The organism is Parvibaculum sp. (assembly GCF_046297875.1).
Classification (GTDB): domain Bacteria; phylum Pseudomonadota; class Alphaproteobacteria; order Parvibaculales; family Parvibaculaceae; genus Parvibaculum.
The window spans coordinates 631,885-644,861 of record NZ_JBKBHD010000001.1; the positions used below are offsets into that span (position 1 = coordinate 631,885).

The 12,977-nt window shown below is 63.4% G+C and carries 15 protein-coding genes and 1 tRNA gene; 8 read left to right on the plus strand and 8 right to left on the minus strand.

Annotation, left to right across the window (positions count from 1 at the left end; all coding sequences use genetic code 11):
- Positions 1-168: 168 nt before the first annotated feature.
- Positions 169-528, minus strand: coding sequence for a hypothetical protein (locus tag ACK4FH_RS03135; RefSeq protein WP_409811146.1), 360 nt, complete (start codon positions 526-528; stop codon positions 169-171).
- The gene (locus tag ACK4FH_RS03140) at positions 525-1,712 is read right to left on the minus strand and encodes a glycosyltransferase family 4 protein (protein WP_409811148.1); all 1,188 of its coding nucleotides are present in this window, start codon (positions 1,710-1,712) and stop codon (positions 525-527) included. Before ACK4FH_RS03140 ends, ACK4FH_RS03135 begins: the two co-directional genes overlap by 4 nt.
- A gap of 49 nt (positions 1,713-1,761) precedes the next feature.
- Between ACK4FH_RS03140 and ACK4FH_RS03145 the strand changes: the two genes are divergently transcribed.
- Positions 1,762-2,556 (plus strand): alpha/beta hydrolase, encoded by a 795-nt coding sequence (locus ACK4FH_RS03145; RefSeq protein ID WP_409811149.1) that lies wholly within the window; start codon positions 1,762-1,764, stop codon positions 2,554-2,556.
- 3 nt (positions 2,557-2,559) lie between these two features.
- Here the strand turns inward: ACK4FH_RS03145 and ACK4FH_RS03150 are convergent, their stop codons facing one another.
- Together ACK4FH_RS03150 and ACK4FH_RS03155 are read right to left on the minus strand one after the other, a co-directional pair.
- On the minus strand, positions 2,560-2,958 hold the full coding sequence (locus ACK4FH_RS03150; protein ID WP_409811150.1) for a hypothetical protein: 399 nt from the start codon (positions 2,956-2,958) through the stop codon (positions 2,560-2,562).
- Positions 2,959-3,029: 71 nt separating this feature from the next.
- On the minus strand, positions 3,030-3,908 hold the full coding sequence (locus tag ACK4FH_RS03155) for an SDR family oxidoreductase (RefSeq protein WP_409811151.1): 879 nt from the start codon (positions 3,906-3,908) through the stop codon (positions 3,030-3,032).
- Between the two features lie 56 nt (positions 3,909-3,964).
- Here ACK4FH_RS03155 and ACK4FH_RS03160 point away from each other — a divergent pair, with 56 nt between their 5' ends.
- Complete coding sequence (locus tag ACK4FH_RS03160) at positions 3,965-4,723, plus strand: hypothetical protein (RefSeq protein ID WP_409811152.1); 759 nt, start codon at positions 3,965-3,967, stop codon at positions 4,721-4,723.
- Here the strand turns inward: ACK4FH_RS03160 and queG are convergent.
- From queG to ACK4FH_RS03180, 4 genes are read right to left on the minus strand one after another with little or no spacing between them, the layout of a single operon-like run.
- Entirely contained in the window at positions 4,708-5,859 is a 1,152-nt protein-coding gene (gene queG / locus ACK4FH_RS03165; RefSeq protein ID WP_409811153.1) for a tRNA epoxyqueuosine(34) reductase QueG, read from the minus strand. The two genes, ACK4FH_RS03160 and queG, sit on opposite strands and share 16 nt — an antisense overlap.
- The gene (locus tag ACK4FH_RS03170) at positions 5,840-6,520 is read right to left on the minus strand and encodes a glutathione S-transferase family protein (protein ID WP_409811154.1); all 681 of its coding nucleotides are present in this window, start codon (positions 6,518-6,520) and stop codon (positions 5,840-5,842) included. The genes queG and ACK4FH_RS03170 overlap by 20 nt, the downstream gene beginning before the upstream one ends.
- Before the next feature lie 12 nt (positions 6,521-6,532).
- Positions 6,533-6,946 (minus strand): Cu(I)-responsive transcriptional regulator, encoded by a 414-nt coding sequence (gene cueR, locus ACK4FH_RS03175; RefSeq protein ID WP_409811155.1) that lies wholly within the window; start codon positions 6,944-6,946, stop codon positions 6,533-6,535.
- A gap of 11 nt (positions 6,947-6,957) precedes the next feature.
- Positions 6,958-7,962 carry a complex I NDUFA9 subunit family protein gene (locus ACK4FH_RS03180; RefSeq protein ID WP_409811156.1) on the minus strand — a complete coding sequence of 335 codons (1,005 nt, stop codon included), beginning with the start codon at positions 7,960-7,962 and terminating at the stop codon, positions 6,958-6,960.
- Between the two features lie 194 nt (positions 7,963-8,156).
- On the opposite strand from ACK4FH_RS03180, the gene ACK4FH_RS03185 reads away from it, so the two are divergent.
- From ACK4FH_RS03185 to rpoN, 6 genes are all read left to right on the plus strand, one after another.
- Positions 8,157-8,243 (plus strand) — tRNA-Leu (locus tag ACK4FH_RS03185).
- A 41-nt stretch (positions 8,244-8,284) separates the two neighbouring features.
- The gene (locus ACK4FH_RS03190) at positions 8,285-8,896 is read left to right on the plus strand and encodes a ribonuclease D (RefSeq protein ID WP_409811157.1); all 612 of its coding nucleotides are present in this window, start codon (positions 8,285-8,287) and stop codon (positions 8,894-8,896) included.
- 121 nt (positions 8,897-9,017) lie between these two features.
- On the plus strand, positions 9,018-9,722 hold the full coding sequence (gene lptC / locus ACK4FH_RS03195) for an LPS export ABC transporter periplasmic protein LptC (protein WP_409811158.1): 705 nt from the start codon (positions 9,018-9,020) through the stop codon (positions 9,720-9,722).
- Between the two features lies 1 nt (position 9,723).
- Positions 9,724-10,260: a lipopolysaccharide transport periplasmic protein LptA gene (gene lptA / locus ACK4FH_RS03200; protein WP_409811159.1), complete on the plus strand. Its 537-nt coding sequence runs from the start codon at positions 9,724-9,726 to the stop codon at positions 10,258-10,260.
- A 95-nt stretch (positions 10,261-10,355) separates the two neighbouring features.
- On the plus strand, positions 10,356-11,159 hold the full coding sequence (gene lptB / locus ACK4FH_RS03205) for an LPS export ABC transporter ATP-binding protein (protein WP_409811160.1): 804 nt from the start codon (positions 10,356-10,358) through the stop codon (positions 11,157-11,159).
- A 25-nt stretch (positions 11,160-11,184) separates the two neighbouring features.
- Complete coding sequence (gene rpoN, locus ACK4FH_RS03210; RefSeq protein ID WP_409811161.1) at positions 11,185-12,714, plus strand: RNA polymerase factor sigma-54; 1,530 nt, start codon at positions 11,185-11,187, stop codon at positions 12,712-12,714.
- The last annotated feature ends 263 nt before the right edge of the window (positions 12,715-12,977 follow it).

The following is a 12,977-nucleotide window of genomic DNA, read 5'->3' on the forward strand; positions in this document are numbered from 1 at the left end:
TCTCCTTCTGTCTATTGGTCCGGCCGCCTGATTGCGCTCGGGAACAGGGCTTCGACACATAAAGACGCCCGAATGGCGATTTTGGTTCCGGCCTTTCCCGATAGCGTCCAACACGGACGCCCCGGACATTGCTGCACAGCTATAGATTTGAAGGACGCCGCCTGCAAGTCAAGAAAGGGGCGGCGATCTGCGCGATTCCGGGTAGCGTGCCTCCCTGACGCGCCATTGTGGCCGCGGCCACACACAGAAACGGAGAAAGCGCGTCATCGGGCTCCCTTCGAGATCATGGATATGGGAGGGCGAGGCCCAGGAAAGCCGCCGCGCCCGCGCAAGAAAGCCCGAAGCACCCCGTGCGGCAGCGTCTTCCCAGCATATATCTGCGATTTCGCCTGCTTCCCTGCGGCCCTGCGGCGTCGTCAGCAGAATGAGGCGGCTGCCGGGATGTTCGGCCCGGATTGCCGCCAGCGCCGCCCTGGCATGGGCGGAACCGCCCGCGCCAAGCCAGATCGCAATGACCGTTCCGCTCACGGCTTGCCGGCCGGGGCCCGGTTTTGCCCGATCAGCCGGGCATAGATCGAAAGTGTCGCGCCGCACATTGCGCCGACCGAATAATGCGTAGCGGCGTTGTCGTGGCCCGCCGCACCCATCGCCGCGCGGGTGGCCGCGTCCATGCCCGCGACCCGGGCCATCGCATCGGCAAGCGCCGCCGGATCGCCGGGCGGCACGCGGAAGCCTGTCTTGCCCTCGATCACTGTTTCCTGCTGGCCGCCCGAATCCGACACCACAACCGGGCGGGACGCCGCCTGCGCCTCGACCGCCGTGCGGCCGAAGGGCTCCGCCTCGATCGAAGGCGAGAGCACGCAATGGCTGAGCGCATAGGCGGCGGCCATGTCGTCGCAATGCCCAACGAGCCTCACACGGGCCCCCAGCTCCGCTGCCGTTATCGCCTGCCGCAATTCGCCTTCATAGGCGTCGCGGCCCTGCGCATCGCCCGCGAGAAGGAGTGTGAAATCGCCGATCCCCCTTTGCTTCAGAAGCTGCGCCGCCGCGATGGAGATGACCTGCCCCTTCCATCGGGTGAGGCGTGCCGGATGGAGAAAGATCGTGCCTGCATCATCGCCGATGCCCCAGCGCGATTTGAGCGCTGCGACGCGCTCCGGCGCGGGCGAGGCAAAGGCCGCAATGTCGATGCCACGCGGCACGGTGAAGATGCGTGCCTCTTCCGGCTTGTGGACGGCGCGGATATTGGCCGCCGTCCATTGTGAATTCGCGATCACTGCATCGCCGCGCACCATTACCGAATTGTAGAAAACCTTGAGGCGCGGCTTTTCATGGACGCGCGAATGATAGGTGGTGACGAAGGGAACCTTGGCGCGGCGCGCGGCGGCAAGTGCGCTCCAGCCCGGCGCGCGCGAACGGGCATGAACGAGATCGACGCCTTCGCGCTCGATCAGCCGCGCCAGACGCTCGACATTGAGGCCCATCACCACCGGGTTCTTGGAATGGACCGCCATTTCGGCATGGGTAGCACCCGCCGCAATCAACTCCTCCACCATGCGGCCGCCGCGGCTCGCCACGATGGCGCGGCCGCCCGCCGCGACGATCGCGCGCGCCATGTCGACGGTTGTGCGCTCGGCACCGCCTGTTTCAAGCGCGGGTACGACCTGCAGGATCGCGGGGCGTGGATCGAATGCCGCGAAAGGGTTGGACAAGAGACGGAATCCCTGTTGGATGGCGCAAAACAAATGGATGCGAATGACAATGACCGACACGGCCACGCCCCGCAAGCTTGCCCGCCCGCCGCATGACGGAAGTGCGGGCGAGGAGCTTGCCTGCCTGATCGACGCGCCGGGAATGCCCGCCGGTCCAACCGGCCTCACCTGGCTTGGCGGCTTCAAGTCCGACATGACGGGGACGAAGGCCGAGGCCCTTGCCGCCTGGGCGCGCGGCGCGGGGCGGCATCTTCTTCGCTTCGACTACTACGCGCATGGCCACTCGAGCGGCGACTTCCGCAAGGCCACCATCGGCCGCTGGCGGGAAGATGCGCTGGCGGCAATCGACGCACTCGCCGAAGGCCCGCAAATTCTCGTCGGCTCCAGCATGGGCGGCTGGATGGCACTGCTGGCCGCACTTGCCCGGCCCGAGCGCGTGAAAGGTCTCGTCCTCATCGCGCCTGCACCGGACTTCACCGAAGAGCTGATGTGGAAGGGTTTTTCCGAGGAAATAAGGCAGACGCTCACGCGCGACGGCATCTACCGCGAACCGTCCGGCTATTCGGACGAGCCCTACGAGATCACCATGAAGCTGATCGAGGAAGGCCGGAACCATCTGATCCTGGGCAAGCCCATTCCGCTCATCTGCCCTGTGCGCGTCCTGCAGGGCATGACAGACCCGGATGTTCCGTGGGGCCACGCGATGCGCCTTGCCGATGCGCTGGCGAGCGAGGACGTCACGATCAACCTGTCGAAATCGGGCGACCACCGGCTTTCGACGCCGGAAGACATTGCCCGGCTTGTGCACACAGTTGAGACGCTGCTCGGTGAGATCGAAGCCTGAGGCTCAATCCACCAGCGGCAACATGCGGTCGGCCTTCCTGAAATAGGCGCGGGCGAAATTCAGCAACTCGCCGTTCGAGGGGTGATCGACCGTCTCGATGCCGATGACGTGTTCGGCAATCGCGGCATGCTTCGCCTGAAGACGCTTCAGGAATCCGAGCTTGGCATTGGCGGGGCCGACGATCAGGATTTCCCCGATACCATCGAGTTTACCGGCCACTTCATCGAAGAAGGCTGCATCTTCGGACTCGCGCCAGCTTGCCTTGCCGGTTCTCGCCGACTGCTTGCGGGTTGCGGCGTGCTTCTGCGTCACCTTGTCGGCATTTGCTCCATCTGCGTTGAAGTCGAGAATGCGGGCTTCGTGATGATCGATCCAGACAACGCCATGATAGTGATGCGACATGGGGGCCTCCCTTGGTTGCCTGATATCCTATCTTAAATGTGCGGTCCGGCGCTGCGGCAGAATGGCCTGCGTCAGAGCGTCCCGAGCAGGGATTTCAGCCCCTCACGATAGGTCGGAAAGGAGAGCGTCACACCAAGCTCTTCGTGGATGCGGCGGTTCGAGACGCGCCGGGACGACATGTAGAAGCTGCGGCCCATGGGCGACAGCTCCGCTTCCTCGAAGGGAATTTCGGGCGGCGGTGTGCGGCCGAGAAGTTCCGCCGCATAGGCGACGACATCGGAGGCGGGTGCCGGCTCGTCGTCGCAGACATTATAGATCGCGCCCGGATTTGGCCGTGCCATGGAGGCATCAAGCACATTCGCAATATCCTCCACATGGATACGCGAGAAGATCTGCCCTTCCTTGACGATTCGGCGTGCGGTGCCGTCAAGCACACCGATAAGCTGGTTGCGGCCCGGCCCATAGATGCCCGCGAGACGGAAGATGTGCAGCGGCAATCCGTTCGATTTCGCAAATTCCGTCCATGCCGCTTCCGCCTTCACGCGCCGGTCACTGCGTGTCACCGCCGGTTCGAGCGGCGTGGCCTCATCCACCCAGCCGCCCTGCCTGTCGCCATAAACGCCGGTGGTGGATAGATAGCCCGCCCATTCGATGCCGGGCGCGATCCGCCGCAGATCCTCTGCATGGGCGGCAAGCACGGGGTCTCCCCTTTCGCCGGGCGGCGTGGAAACCAGCAGATGCGTCGTGCTGGAAAGTGCTGCCGCCGGGTCGGCGAGGGGCAATCCGTCGCTGAAGAGAAACGGCACGATGCCGGAACCTGCAAGCCCCGCCGCCTTGTCCGCCGTGCGGCAGGTGCCGGCAACGCTGCCGCCGCTTGCCCGGAAGCGGGCCGCAAAGACGCGCGCGCTATAGCCGCAACCGAAACAGAAGAGCCGCTTTCCTGCCGCCATGAGGGTTTCCATTCTTTCACTTGCAAGAGGGCGAAGGCTGGACAAGTCTCATCGCCATGAAACAGCTTGTCCTTGCCTTCTCCTTTCTTCTCTTCGCATCCGGCGGCGCCCCGGCGCAAGTGGGCGCCCTTGGCGGGGAGCCGGACTATGATGCCTGCCTTGCGTTTGTGGAGCGCGATGCGGGTGCCGCGCTCGACATGGCGCAATCACTGAAGCTCAATCGCGGCGAGGATGCGGCGGGCGGCCTTCACTGCGAGGCGCTGGCGCTGATGAAGCTCAACCGGCCCGCCGATGCCGGACGCACCTTTTTCGAACTGGCCGAACGCCTCACCCGTGCCGACGATGCAATGCGCGCCGAAATCTACGGTCAGGCAGGCGATGCCTTCGCCATTGCAGGCGAGGCGCAAAGCGCTATCCGCGCCTATGACAATGCCATTGCCCGCATGCCGGACGAAGCCGGTTATTTCGCGGGGCGTGCACGCGTCAAAGCCATTGCGGGCAACTGGGAAGGCACGCGCGACGATGCGGCCGAAGCCCTCGCTATCGACCCCTTTTCCATCGACGCGCTGTTGCTGCGTGCGGCGGCCAATCGCACGCTCGGCTATCCGCGCGCCGCGCTTGTCGATGCAAACCGCGCCGTCGAGATGCGGCCCCGCGATCTCGATGCGCTTCTTGAGCGCGGCCTCGTTCACCGGGCTCTGGGCGACAAGGCGAGCGCCTATGCAGATTGGTCGAACGTGTTGAAATACGCGAAGGAAACCGGCCGCGGGGACAGTGCCGCCGCCACTGCCGCGCAGGACTATCTCAGCAGATAGCGCCACTCTTCGCGCACATCCTCGACGGCTTCTCTTTCAATTGCAGCGGCGGCGCTTTCGCGCAGTTCATCCGCCGTGCCAAGTTCGCCAAGCGCCCATATGGCGGCGGCGCGCACCAGCGGCGACAAATCCCCGGCAAGTCTCCATGCAACATCCCGCAGGCCCGCCTCGCCCGAATTTCCGATTGCTATTGCGACATTCCGCAGGAACCGGTCGCGGCCGATCCGCTTGATGGGTGAACCGGAGAAGAAGTAGCGGAAACCCGCATCGTCCAGTGCTGCGAGTTCTTCAAGCAGTGGCGCTTCGAGTTCCTCGCGTGAATGGAACGCATCCTCGCGCGCACGGCTTGCAAACTTGTTCCACGGGCAGACGGCAAGACAATCATCGCAGCCATAGATGCGGTTGCCCATCGGTTTGCGAAACTCGCGCGGGATGTGTCCCTTGTGCTCGATGGTGAGATAGGAAATGCAGCGACGCGCATCGAGTTCGTAAGGCGCGGGGAAAGCCTCTGTCGGGCAGATGTCGAGACAGCGGCGGCATTCGCCGCAACGGTCGTCATGTCGCTCATCCGCATCGAAAGAATGCGTGGTGAAGATCGCACCGAGAAAGAACCACGAGCCGAGCTTGCGGGAAACGAGATTGGTGTGCTTGCCCTGCCAGCCAAGACCGGCAGCTTCCGCGAAGGGCTTCTCCATAACCGGTGCGGTGTCGACAAAAACCTTCACCTCCGCGCCGCTCTCCTCTGCCAGCCAGCGCGCCACCTGTTTCAGGCGCTTCTTGACGAAGTCGTGATAATCGCGATTGCGCGCGTAGACGGAAATTGCCGCGCGGTCGCGCCGCTCCAGCAGGTCGAGCGGATCGCTCTCCGGCCCGTAATTCATCGCTAGCATGATGACGGATTTCGCTTCCGGCCAGAGCGCCAGCGGATCGGCGCGGCGCGGCGCCGTCTCTTCCATCCAGCCCATCTGCCCGTGCCGGCCCAGCGCCAGCCAGTGATTCAGTTTTTCGGGAAGGTCCGGCCGCGCATCGGCGCGGGCGATGCCGATATCGTCAAAGCCAGCCTCTTTCGCGCGGGCGGCAAGCGCCTCGCGCAAAGCCTCGTTCTTCGTGCCGATTTCAGAAGTCGAGATTGGCATAGAGTTTCGGCGGCGGCATGCCGGGCACATGATCGGCGAGAAGCCCGCGGAAGGCCGGTCGCGACTTGAGCCTCACATACCAGTCCTTCGCGCCCTGATACTGGGCCCAGGGCACGTCGCCCACATAATCGAGACATGAGAGATGCGCGGCGGCTGTAAGATCTGCAATCGTGAGCTGTTCGCCCGCCAGCCAGTTCCGCTCCTCCATCAGGTAGCAGATGTAATCGAGGTGATAGCGCAGATTGTGGAGCGCCGCGCGCACCACCACCATGTCCGGCGCACCACCGCCTTCGTTGGCGCCCAGAAAGCGCCGCGTCACTTTCTCGAAAATGAGGCCGTCTGAGACTTCCGCAGCAAACTTGCGGTCGAACCAGTCGACGAGGCGGCGCATTTCGGCGCGCTCACGCGGATCTTCCGGCATGAGCTTCACCTCGGTCAGCGTTTCCTCGAGATATTCGGTGATCGCGATGGCGCCGGAAATCGGCTCGCCCTCATCTTCCACCAGTACCGGCACTTCGCCCGCCGGATTCATCATGAGGAATTCGCGGCGCCGCTCCCAGTCGCGCTCTTCCACAAGCTCGAACTCGACATTCTTCTCCGCAAGCGCAAGACGCACCTTTCGGCAGGCAGGCGAAATCGGCAGGTGATAGAGCTGGCGCATCTGTTGGAGTTTCTAGTTTGTATTTGCGTTTGCAGCTTTCGGTGCGGCGAGTTCCTCGATGATCGGACAATCGGGCCTTTCATCGCCGTGGCATTTGCGCGTGAGAAGCGCGAGCGTTTCGCGCATGGCCTTGAGCCCCGCAATCTTTTCGTCAATTTCGTTCATGTGGCTTTCGGCAATCGCCTTCACATCGGCGCTTGAACGATCGCGGTCGCGGTAGAGCGCGAGAAGATCGCGGCACTGCGCGACGGTGAAGCCGAGCGAGCGGGCGCGCGCGATGAAGCGCAACGTATGCACATCGTCTTCCGAATATGCGCGATAGCCATTCGCGTTGCGATCCGCGCTATCGATCAGCGCGATATCCTCATAGTAGCGAATGGTCTTGGCGGGTACGCCGGAGCGAGCCGCCGCCTCTCCGATGTTCATGGGCTGTGCTCTCAGCTCGCTTTGGCGCGCTCGAACTGTCCGGTCTTGCGGAACCTGTAGAGATAGGTCGGCAGGACAACTTCAAGAATGGTCGGTGCGATACCGAGGCCTTCAAGTGTCCGGCCTTCGGCGCGCGCGGCATCGCTGACCACATTGTCGCTGCCGAGCAGGCGAACCTGATCCGGCGTCAGCGGCGGATTGGGAATGAACTGCGTCACCTGGGACATGAGCCTCGCAAGCGGCACGGGCAGCGGCACAAGAATGCGCTTGCGGCCCGTCACGCGCAGCATGTCTTCCAGCAGCGCGCGGAAGCTCTTCACTTCCGGTCCGCCGAATTCCCATGTCGCGCCGGTGAGACCGCGTTCGAGAAGGCGGGCGATGCCTTCGGCCACGTCCTTCACATAGACGGGCTGAAATAGCGTCTTGCCGCCGCCGACCAGCGGCAGCGCCGGCGAAAGCCGCGCCATTGCGGCGAAGCGGTTGAAGAAATCGTCTTCCGGTCCGAAGACGATGGAAGGGCGGACGATCGTGGCGCCGGGAATGGCCTCGCGCACCGCCGATTCGCCCGCCGACTTGCTGCGGGCATAGGCAGAAGGGCTGTCGGCATCCGCACCGATCGCCGAGACATGGATGAAGCGGGTGATCCCTGCTTTCTTCGCGGCGCGCGCGATGCGGCCCGCACCGTCGGCCTGCACAGACTCGAAGGTCTGATGGCCGGTTTCGTAGAGAATGCCGACCAGGTTCACCACCGCGTCCGCGCCCTCAATGGCGGCGCGCACCGAGGCATCGTCGCGGATATTTGCCTGAACCGGCTCGACCTGGCCGACCACACCCATCGGCCGCAGGAACTGGGCATCGTTCGGGCGGCGTACCGCCACGCGCACCCGATAGCCGCGCCGCGCCAGGGTATGCACGATATGGCGGCCGAGAAAGCCCGATCCGCCGAAAACCGTCACCAGGCTGCCCGCCGGGAGCACATTCTTGATCCTGTCCCGGTCCGCGCTGTCCACGCCCATCTCTTCTTGCCTTTCGCTGTCGTTCCGGCGCAGCGGCTCACTGGCCTCGATTGCCGCCTCGCGCCCCGTTGCCCCCCCTTGATAGCCTAAGCGGGCGGCGCGGCAAAGGGCGGCAAAATGCGCTTCCGCCACGATCCGAAATTCGCCCGGTCCATTGACATTGTGCCGGGCCCTATTTAAGCAACGCCTCACGTGCCCAGGTGGCGGAATTGGTAGACGCACCAGCTTCAGGTGCTGGCGCTCGCAAGGGCGTGGAAGTTCGAGTCTTCTCCTGGGCACCATTCCTTTCTCTCCCCTCTCCGGGGCCAAACGGAGCCGGTAGATGGCGGTCACGCTGCACAAGGGCGATCTTCCGGGCGGGCTCGACTTCGGCGCGAGCGTCGCGGTCGATACCGAAACGATGGGGCTCAATCCCGAGCGCGACCAGCTTTGCGTCGTCCAGCTCTCGGCGGGCGACGGCAATGCCCATATCGTGCAGCTCGACCGGGGCAGCTATAACGCGCCCAACCTGCGCGCGCTGATGGCGAACCCGGACGTCCTCAAGATTTTCCATTTCGCCCGTTTCGACGTTGCCATGCTGCAGCGCTATCTCGGCGTCGTCACCGCGCCTGTCTATTGCACCAAGATCGCCTCGAAGCTTGTGCGCACCTATACCGACCGCCACGGGCTCAAGGATCTCGTCCGCGAGCTTGCGAATGTCGATCTGTCGAAGCAGCAGCAAAGTTCGGACTGGGGCGCGCGCGAGCTCACCGAGGCCCAGCTTGCCTATGCGGCTTCCGACGTTCTCCACCTGCATGAGGTGAAGGCCATACTGGACGGGATGCTTGCCCGCGAGGGGCGGGTGGAGCTGGCGCGGGCCTGCTTCGCCTTCCTGCCGGTGCGCGCCGCGCTCGATCTGGCGGGCTGGCCCGAGGAAGACATTTTCGCCCACTGATCCCCTTCCGGCCGGAATGGCCGTTTCGTTGACGCATTACGGCGCTTCCGCGCATACTGGCGCCTGTTCGGGGGCGCATCGCGGGCGGAATCTTGCCCGGGGTGAAGTGGAGCAGCAAGGCATGAGCGAAGGAACCGGCGACGAGCGATCCGGCGCCGGCACGGCGAGGCGGGTGCGAAGCGGCGCGCCCATCGAGCGCCGCGTAGCGCCGCCGCGCCCGGTACAGAGTCGCTACAGCCGCTTCGTTTCCGCGATGAAAGTCGCCCTGCCGCTGGGCGCTGTGGTGCTTTTCGTCGTCATCCTCTTCTATTCCGGCGCCTTCGATCGCAAGGACGATCTCGACATCGCCTTCCGCGAGATCGACCGCCAGCCGGGCGACCTTCGCATGGTGAGCCCGCGCGTCGCCGGCATGACATCGGACGGCAATCCCTATCTCGTGACCGCGGACAATGCGACGCAGGACATAACGCGGCCCAATTTTGTGAGATTCGAGAACATCCATGCCGATGTGAAGCTCAATGAGGAGCAGGACTGGATGTCTCTGACCGCGCGGAGCGGGCTCTATGATTCCGAGTTGCAGACGCTCGAACTCGAACAGCAGATCGATATCTTCACCACCTGGGGATATGAAATGCACGGGCAGAGCGCGACAATCGATTTCGAACGGGGCGAACTCAGAAGTGAAACCGGGGTGCAGGGCCATGGCCCGCTCGGTACGCTGCAGGCCGACCGGATGACGGCCGACCGGGCATCGCAGGTTCTGCGTTTCGACGGCAATGTGCGTATGCTGATCCTTCCCGGTCAGCGGGGCGAAGGGGGCGAATGAAATGAGCTGGAATCAAGATTTTTCGGGCCGGGGGGCCGCCATGCTCCTTGCCTTGACGCTTCTCCTGCCCGGGGCCGCATTCGCCCAGCAGGGCTTCCGCTCCGACCCGGACAAGCCGATCGAGATCGAAGCCGATGCGCTTGAGGTCGAGGACGCGAAGCAGACGGCGACCTTTTCCGGCAATGTCCGCGTGGTTCAAGGTGACATCCGCATGAAATCGGACCGGGTGACTGTCCATTACGATGGCAGCGGTCAGGGCGGCGGATCGCGCATCTCGCGCATTTCCGCCACTGGCAACGTCCTCGTCTCCTCACCCGACCAGCAGACGGCGAGCGGCGAATGGGCGACCTATACGGTCCGCTCCCGTCAGATTGAAATGGGTAATTCAGTCGTGCTGAGGCAGGGTGAAAATGTTATCCGCGGATCGCGCCTGACGGTCGATCTGGCCAGCGGCCAGGCCCGCGTGACCGGCGGTTCAGGCGGCGAAACTGGCGGAACTACGAGGGTTCGGGGCCTGTTTCAGCCCGGAGGCAACTGATCCAGGCCAAAGAAGGCTTGGTTAATCGCTTCACTTCATACAATTTTAATGCCAAGTGACGTTTGATGGCATTGTTAATGAAGTGGGGCCGCCGAATGACTGGCGATATGGGGACAATGGGGCAGGACGGTCAGAGCCATACCGGCAGGGATGGCGCGCCGCATCTTGTTGCCGACAATCCGGGTCTCGTCGTCGAGAAGATCGGCAAGAGCTTCAAGGGCCGCCCCGTGGTGCGCGGCGTAAGCTTCCATGTCCAGCGCGGCGAAGCTGTCGGCTTGCTCGGGCCCAATGGCGCCGGCAAGACCACCGTCTTCTACATGATTACCGGGCTGATCCCGCCCGACTACGGTTCGATCTTCCTCGACGGCGAGGATGTGACGGGCCTGCCGATGTATCGCCGCGCGCGCCGCGGCGTCGGCTATCTGCCGCAGGAAGCCTCGATCTTCCGCGGCATGACGGTCGAACAGAACATCCGCGCGGTGCTCGAACTTATCGAACCCGACCGCGACCGCCGCGAGGCCGAACTCGACGACCTTCTTGCCGAATTCTCGATCACGCATCTCAGGCGCACACCCTCGATCGCGCTGTCGGGCGGCGAGCGGCGGCGCGTCGAAATCGCGCGCGCGCTGGCGACGCAGCCCTCCTTCATGCTGCTCGACGAGCCCTTCGCCGGCATCGACCCTATTGCCATCGGCGACATTCGGGATCTCGTCTCGCATCTGAAGGATCGCGGCATCGGCGTTCTCATCACCGATCACAATGTGCGCGAGACGCTGGAACTCATCGACCATGCCGTCATCATTCATGGCGGCACGGTGCTGATGGAAGGCTCTCCCTCCGAGATCGTCGGCAATGAAGATGTGCGCCGGCTCTATCTCGGCGAACGGTTCAGTCTGTAGCGGGATGCAGGGGGTCTGAACCGGCATGGCACTCGCACCGAGACTCGAGCTTCGTCAGGGACAATCCCTTGTCATGACGCCGCAGCTGCAGCAGGCAATCAAGCTGCTGCAGCTTTCGAATCTCGAACTTGCCGAATATGTCGAACAGGAGCTCGAGCGCAATCCGCTGCTTGAGGCCGCAACCGGCGACCCGGCGGATCGCATCGGCACGGAGGAAGACCGCAGCGAGCGCGAACCCGTCGTCACCTCCGAAACATCGCTTTCGCTTTCCGAAGACGGTCCGCCGCCTGGCCGCGATGGCGACCTCGATACCGATTACGACAATGTCTATGCGGATGAAAGCCGCTCCGACACGCAGAACGATGCCGCCGCGGCGCAAGGCCCGACATCTTCCGACTGGCAGAACGTCAAGAGCGGCAGCGGCGGCAGCGGCGATGGCGAGTTCAGTTTCGAGGCGACGCTGACACGTGAAGCGACACTTGCCGAACATCTGACCGACCAGATGAACATGGCGCTGAAGACGCCGGGCGACCGGATGATCGGCGCCTATCTGATCGACCAGGTAAATGAGACGGGCTACATCACGGCCGATCTTGCCGATGTCGCCGAGCGGCTCGGCACCGACATCGAGGATGTCGAAGCCGTATTGCAGGTGCTGCAGACTTTCGAGCCGACCGGCATCTGCGCGCGCAATCTGAAAGAGTGCCTTGCGCTGCAGCTTGCCGAGCGCAACAGGCTCGACCCCACGATGCGGATTTTCCTCGATCATCTCGAACTGTTCGCGAAACGCGATTTCGAGCAGCTGATGAAACTGACCGGCGCCGACCGGGAGGACATCGCCTCGATGGTAGACGACATTCGCATGTGCAATCCCAAGCCCGGGCTTGCCTTTGGCGGCGAACCGGTTGTGCCTGTGGTGCCGGATGTCTTCGTGCGCGCCCGTGCGGATGGCAGCTGGACCGTCGAAATCAACTCCGAAACGCTGCCGCGCGTTCTCGTGAACCAGCAATATTACACCGAGGTCACGAAACTTTCCGGCGATGCAACTGCCAAGGCCTATATTTCGGAATGCCTCAACAATGCGAACTGGCTGGTAAAGAGCCTCGATCAGCGTGCGCGCACGATCCTGAAGGTCTCCTCGGAAATCGTGCGCCAGCAGGACGCTTTCCTGGTCTATGGCATCCAGCATCTCAAGCCGCTCAATCTCAAGACCATCGCCGAAGCGATCTCGATGCATGAGTCGACGGTTTCGCGCGTGACGGCGAACAAGTATATCGCGACGCCCCGCGGCATATTCGAGATGAAGTATTTCTTCACCTCCGCCATCGCCTCGTCCGAAGGCGGCGCCGCGCATTCTGCAGAGTCCGTACGCCATCGCATCAAGGAACTCATCGATGTGGAGCGGGCAGATGCCGTTCTCTCCGACGACAATATTGTCGACATTCTGAAAAGTCAGGGCGTCGACATCGCGCGGCGAACCGTCGCCAAGTACCGGGAAGCACTCAACATTCCCTCGTCGGTGCAGCGCCGCCGCGAGAAAAAGGCATATGCCTGAAGCCGGCGCAAAGTCTTGCAAGCGCCCCATATCTATTTGAAACTCAAGGCTTTTAACGCTCTTTCCGGGTCGCGGTTGACACCCTTGGTGCTGCCAACTAGTTTCCACGCGCCCAAACGGCCCCGGCGGGAAAACGCAGGGTTATTTGGTGGGTCGGGCCGCAATGTGCGGCAGAGGCAACGGCAGGTTCAAACGCCCTCGGCCGATGAGAGAATCGGCTACACTTTGGAAAGTGGGCGAAGGGTTTTCCGGTAGGACGTGCT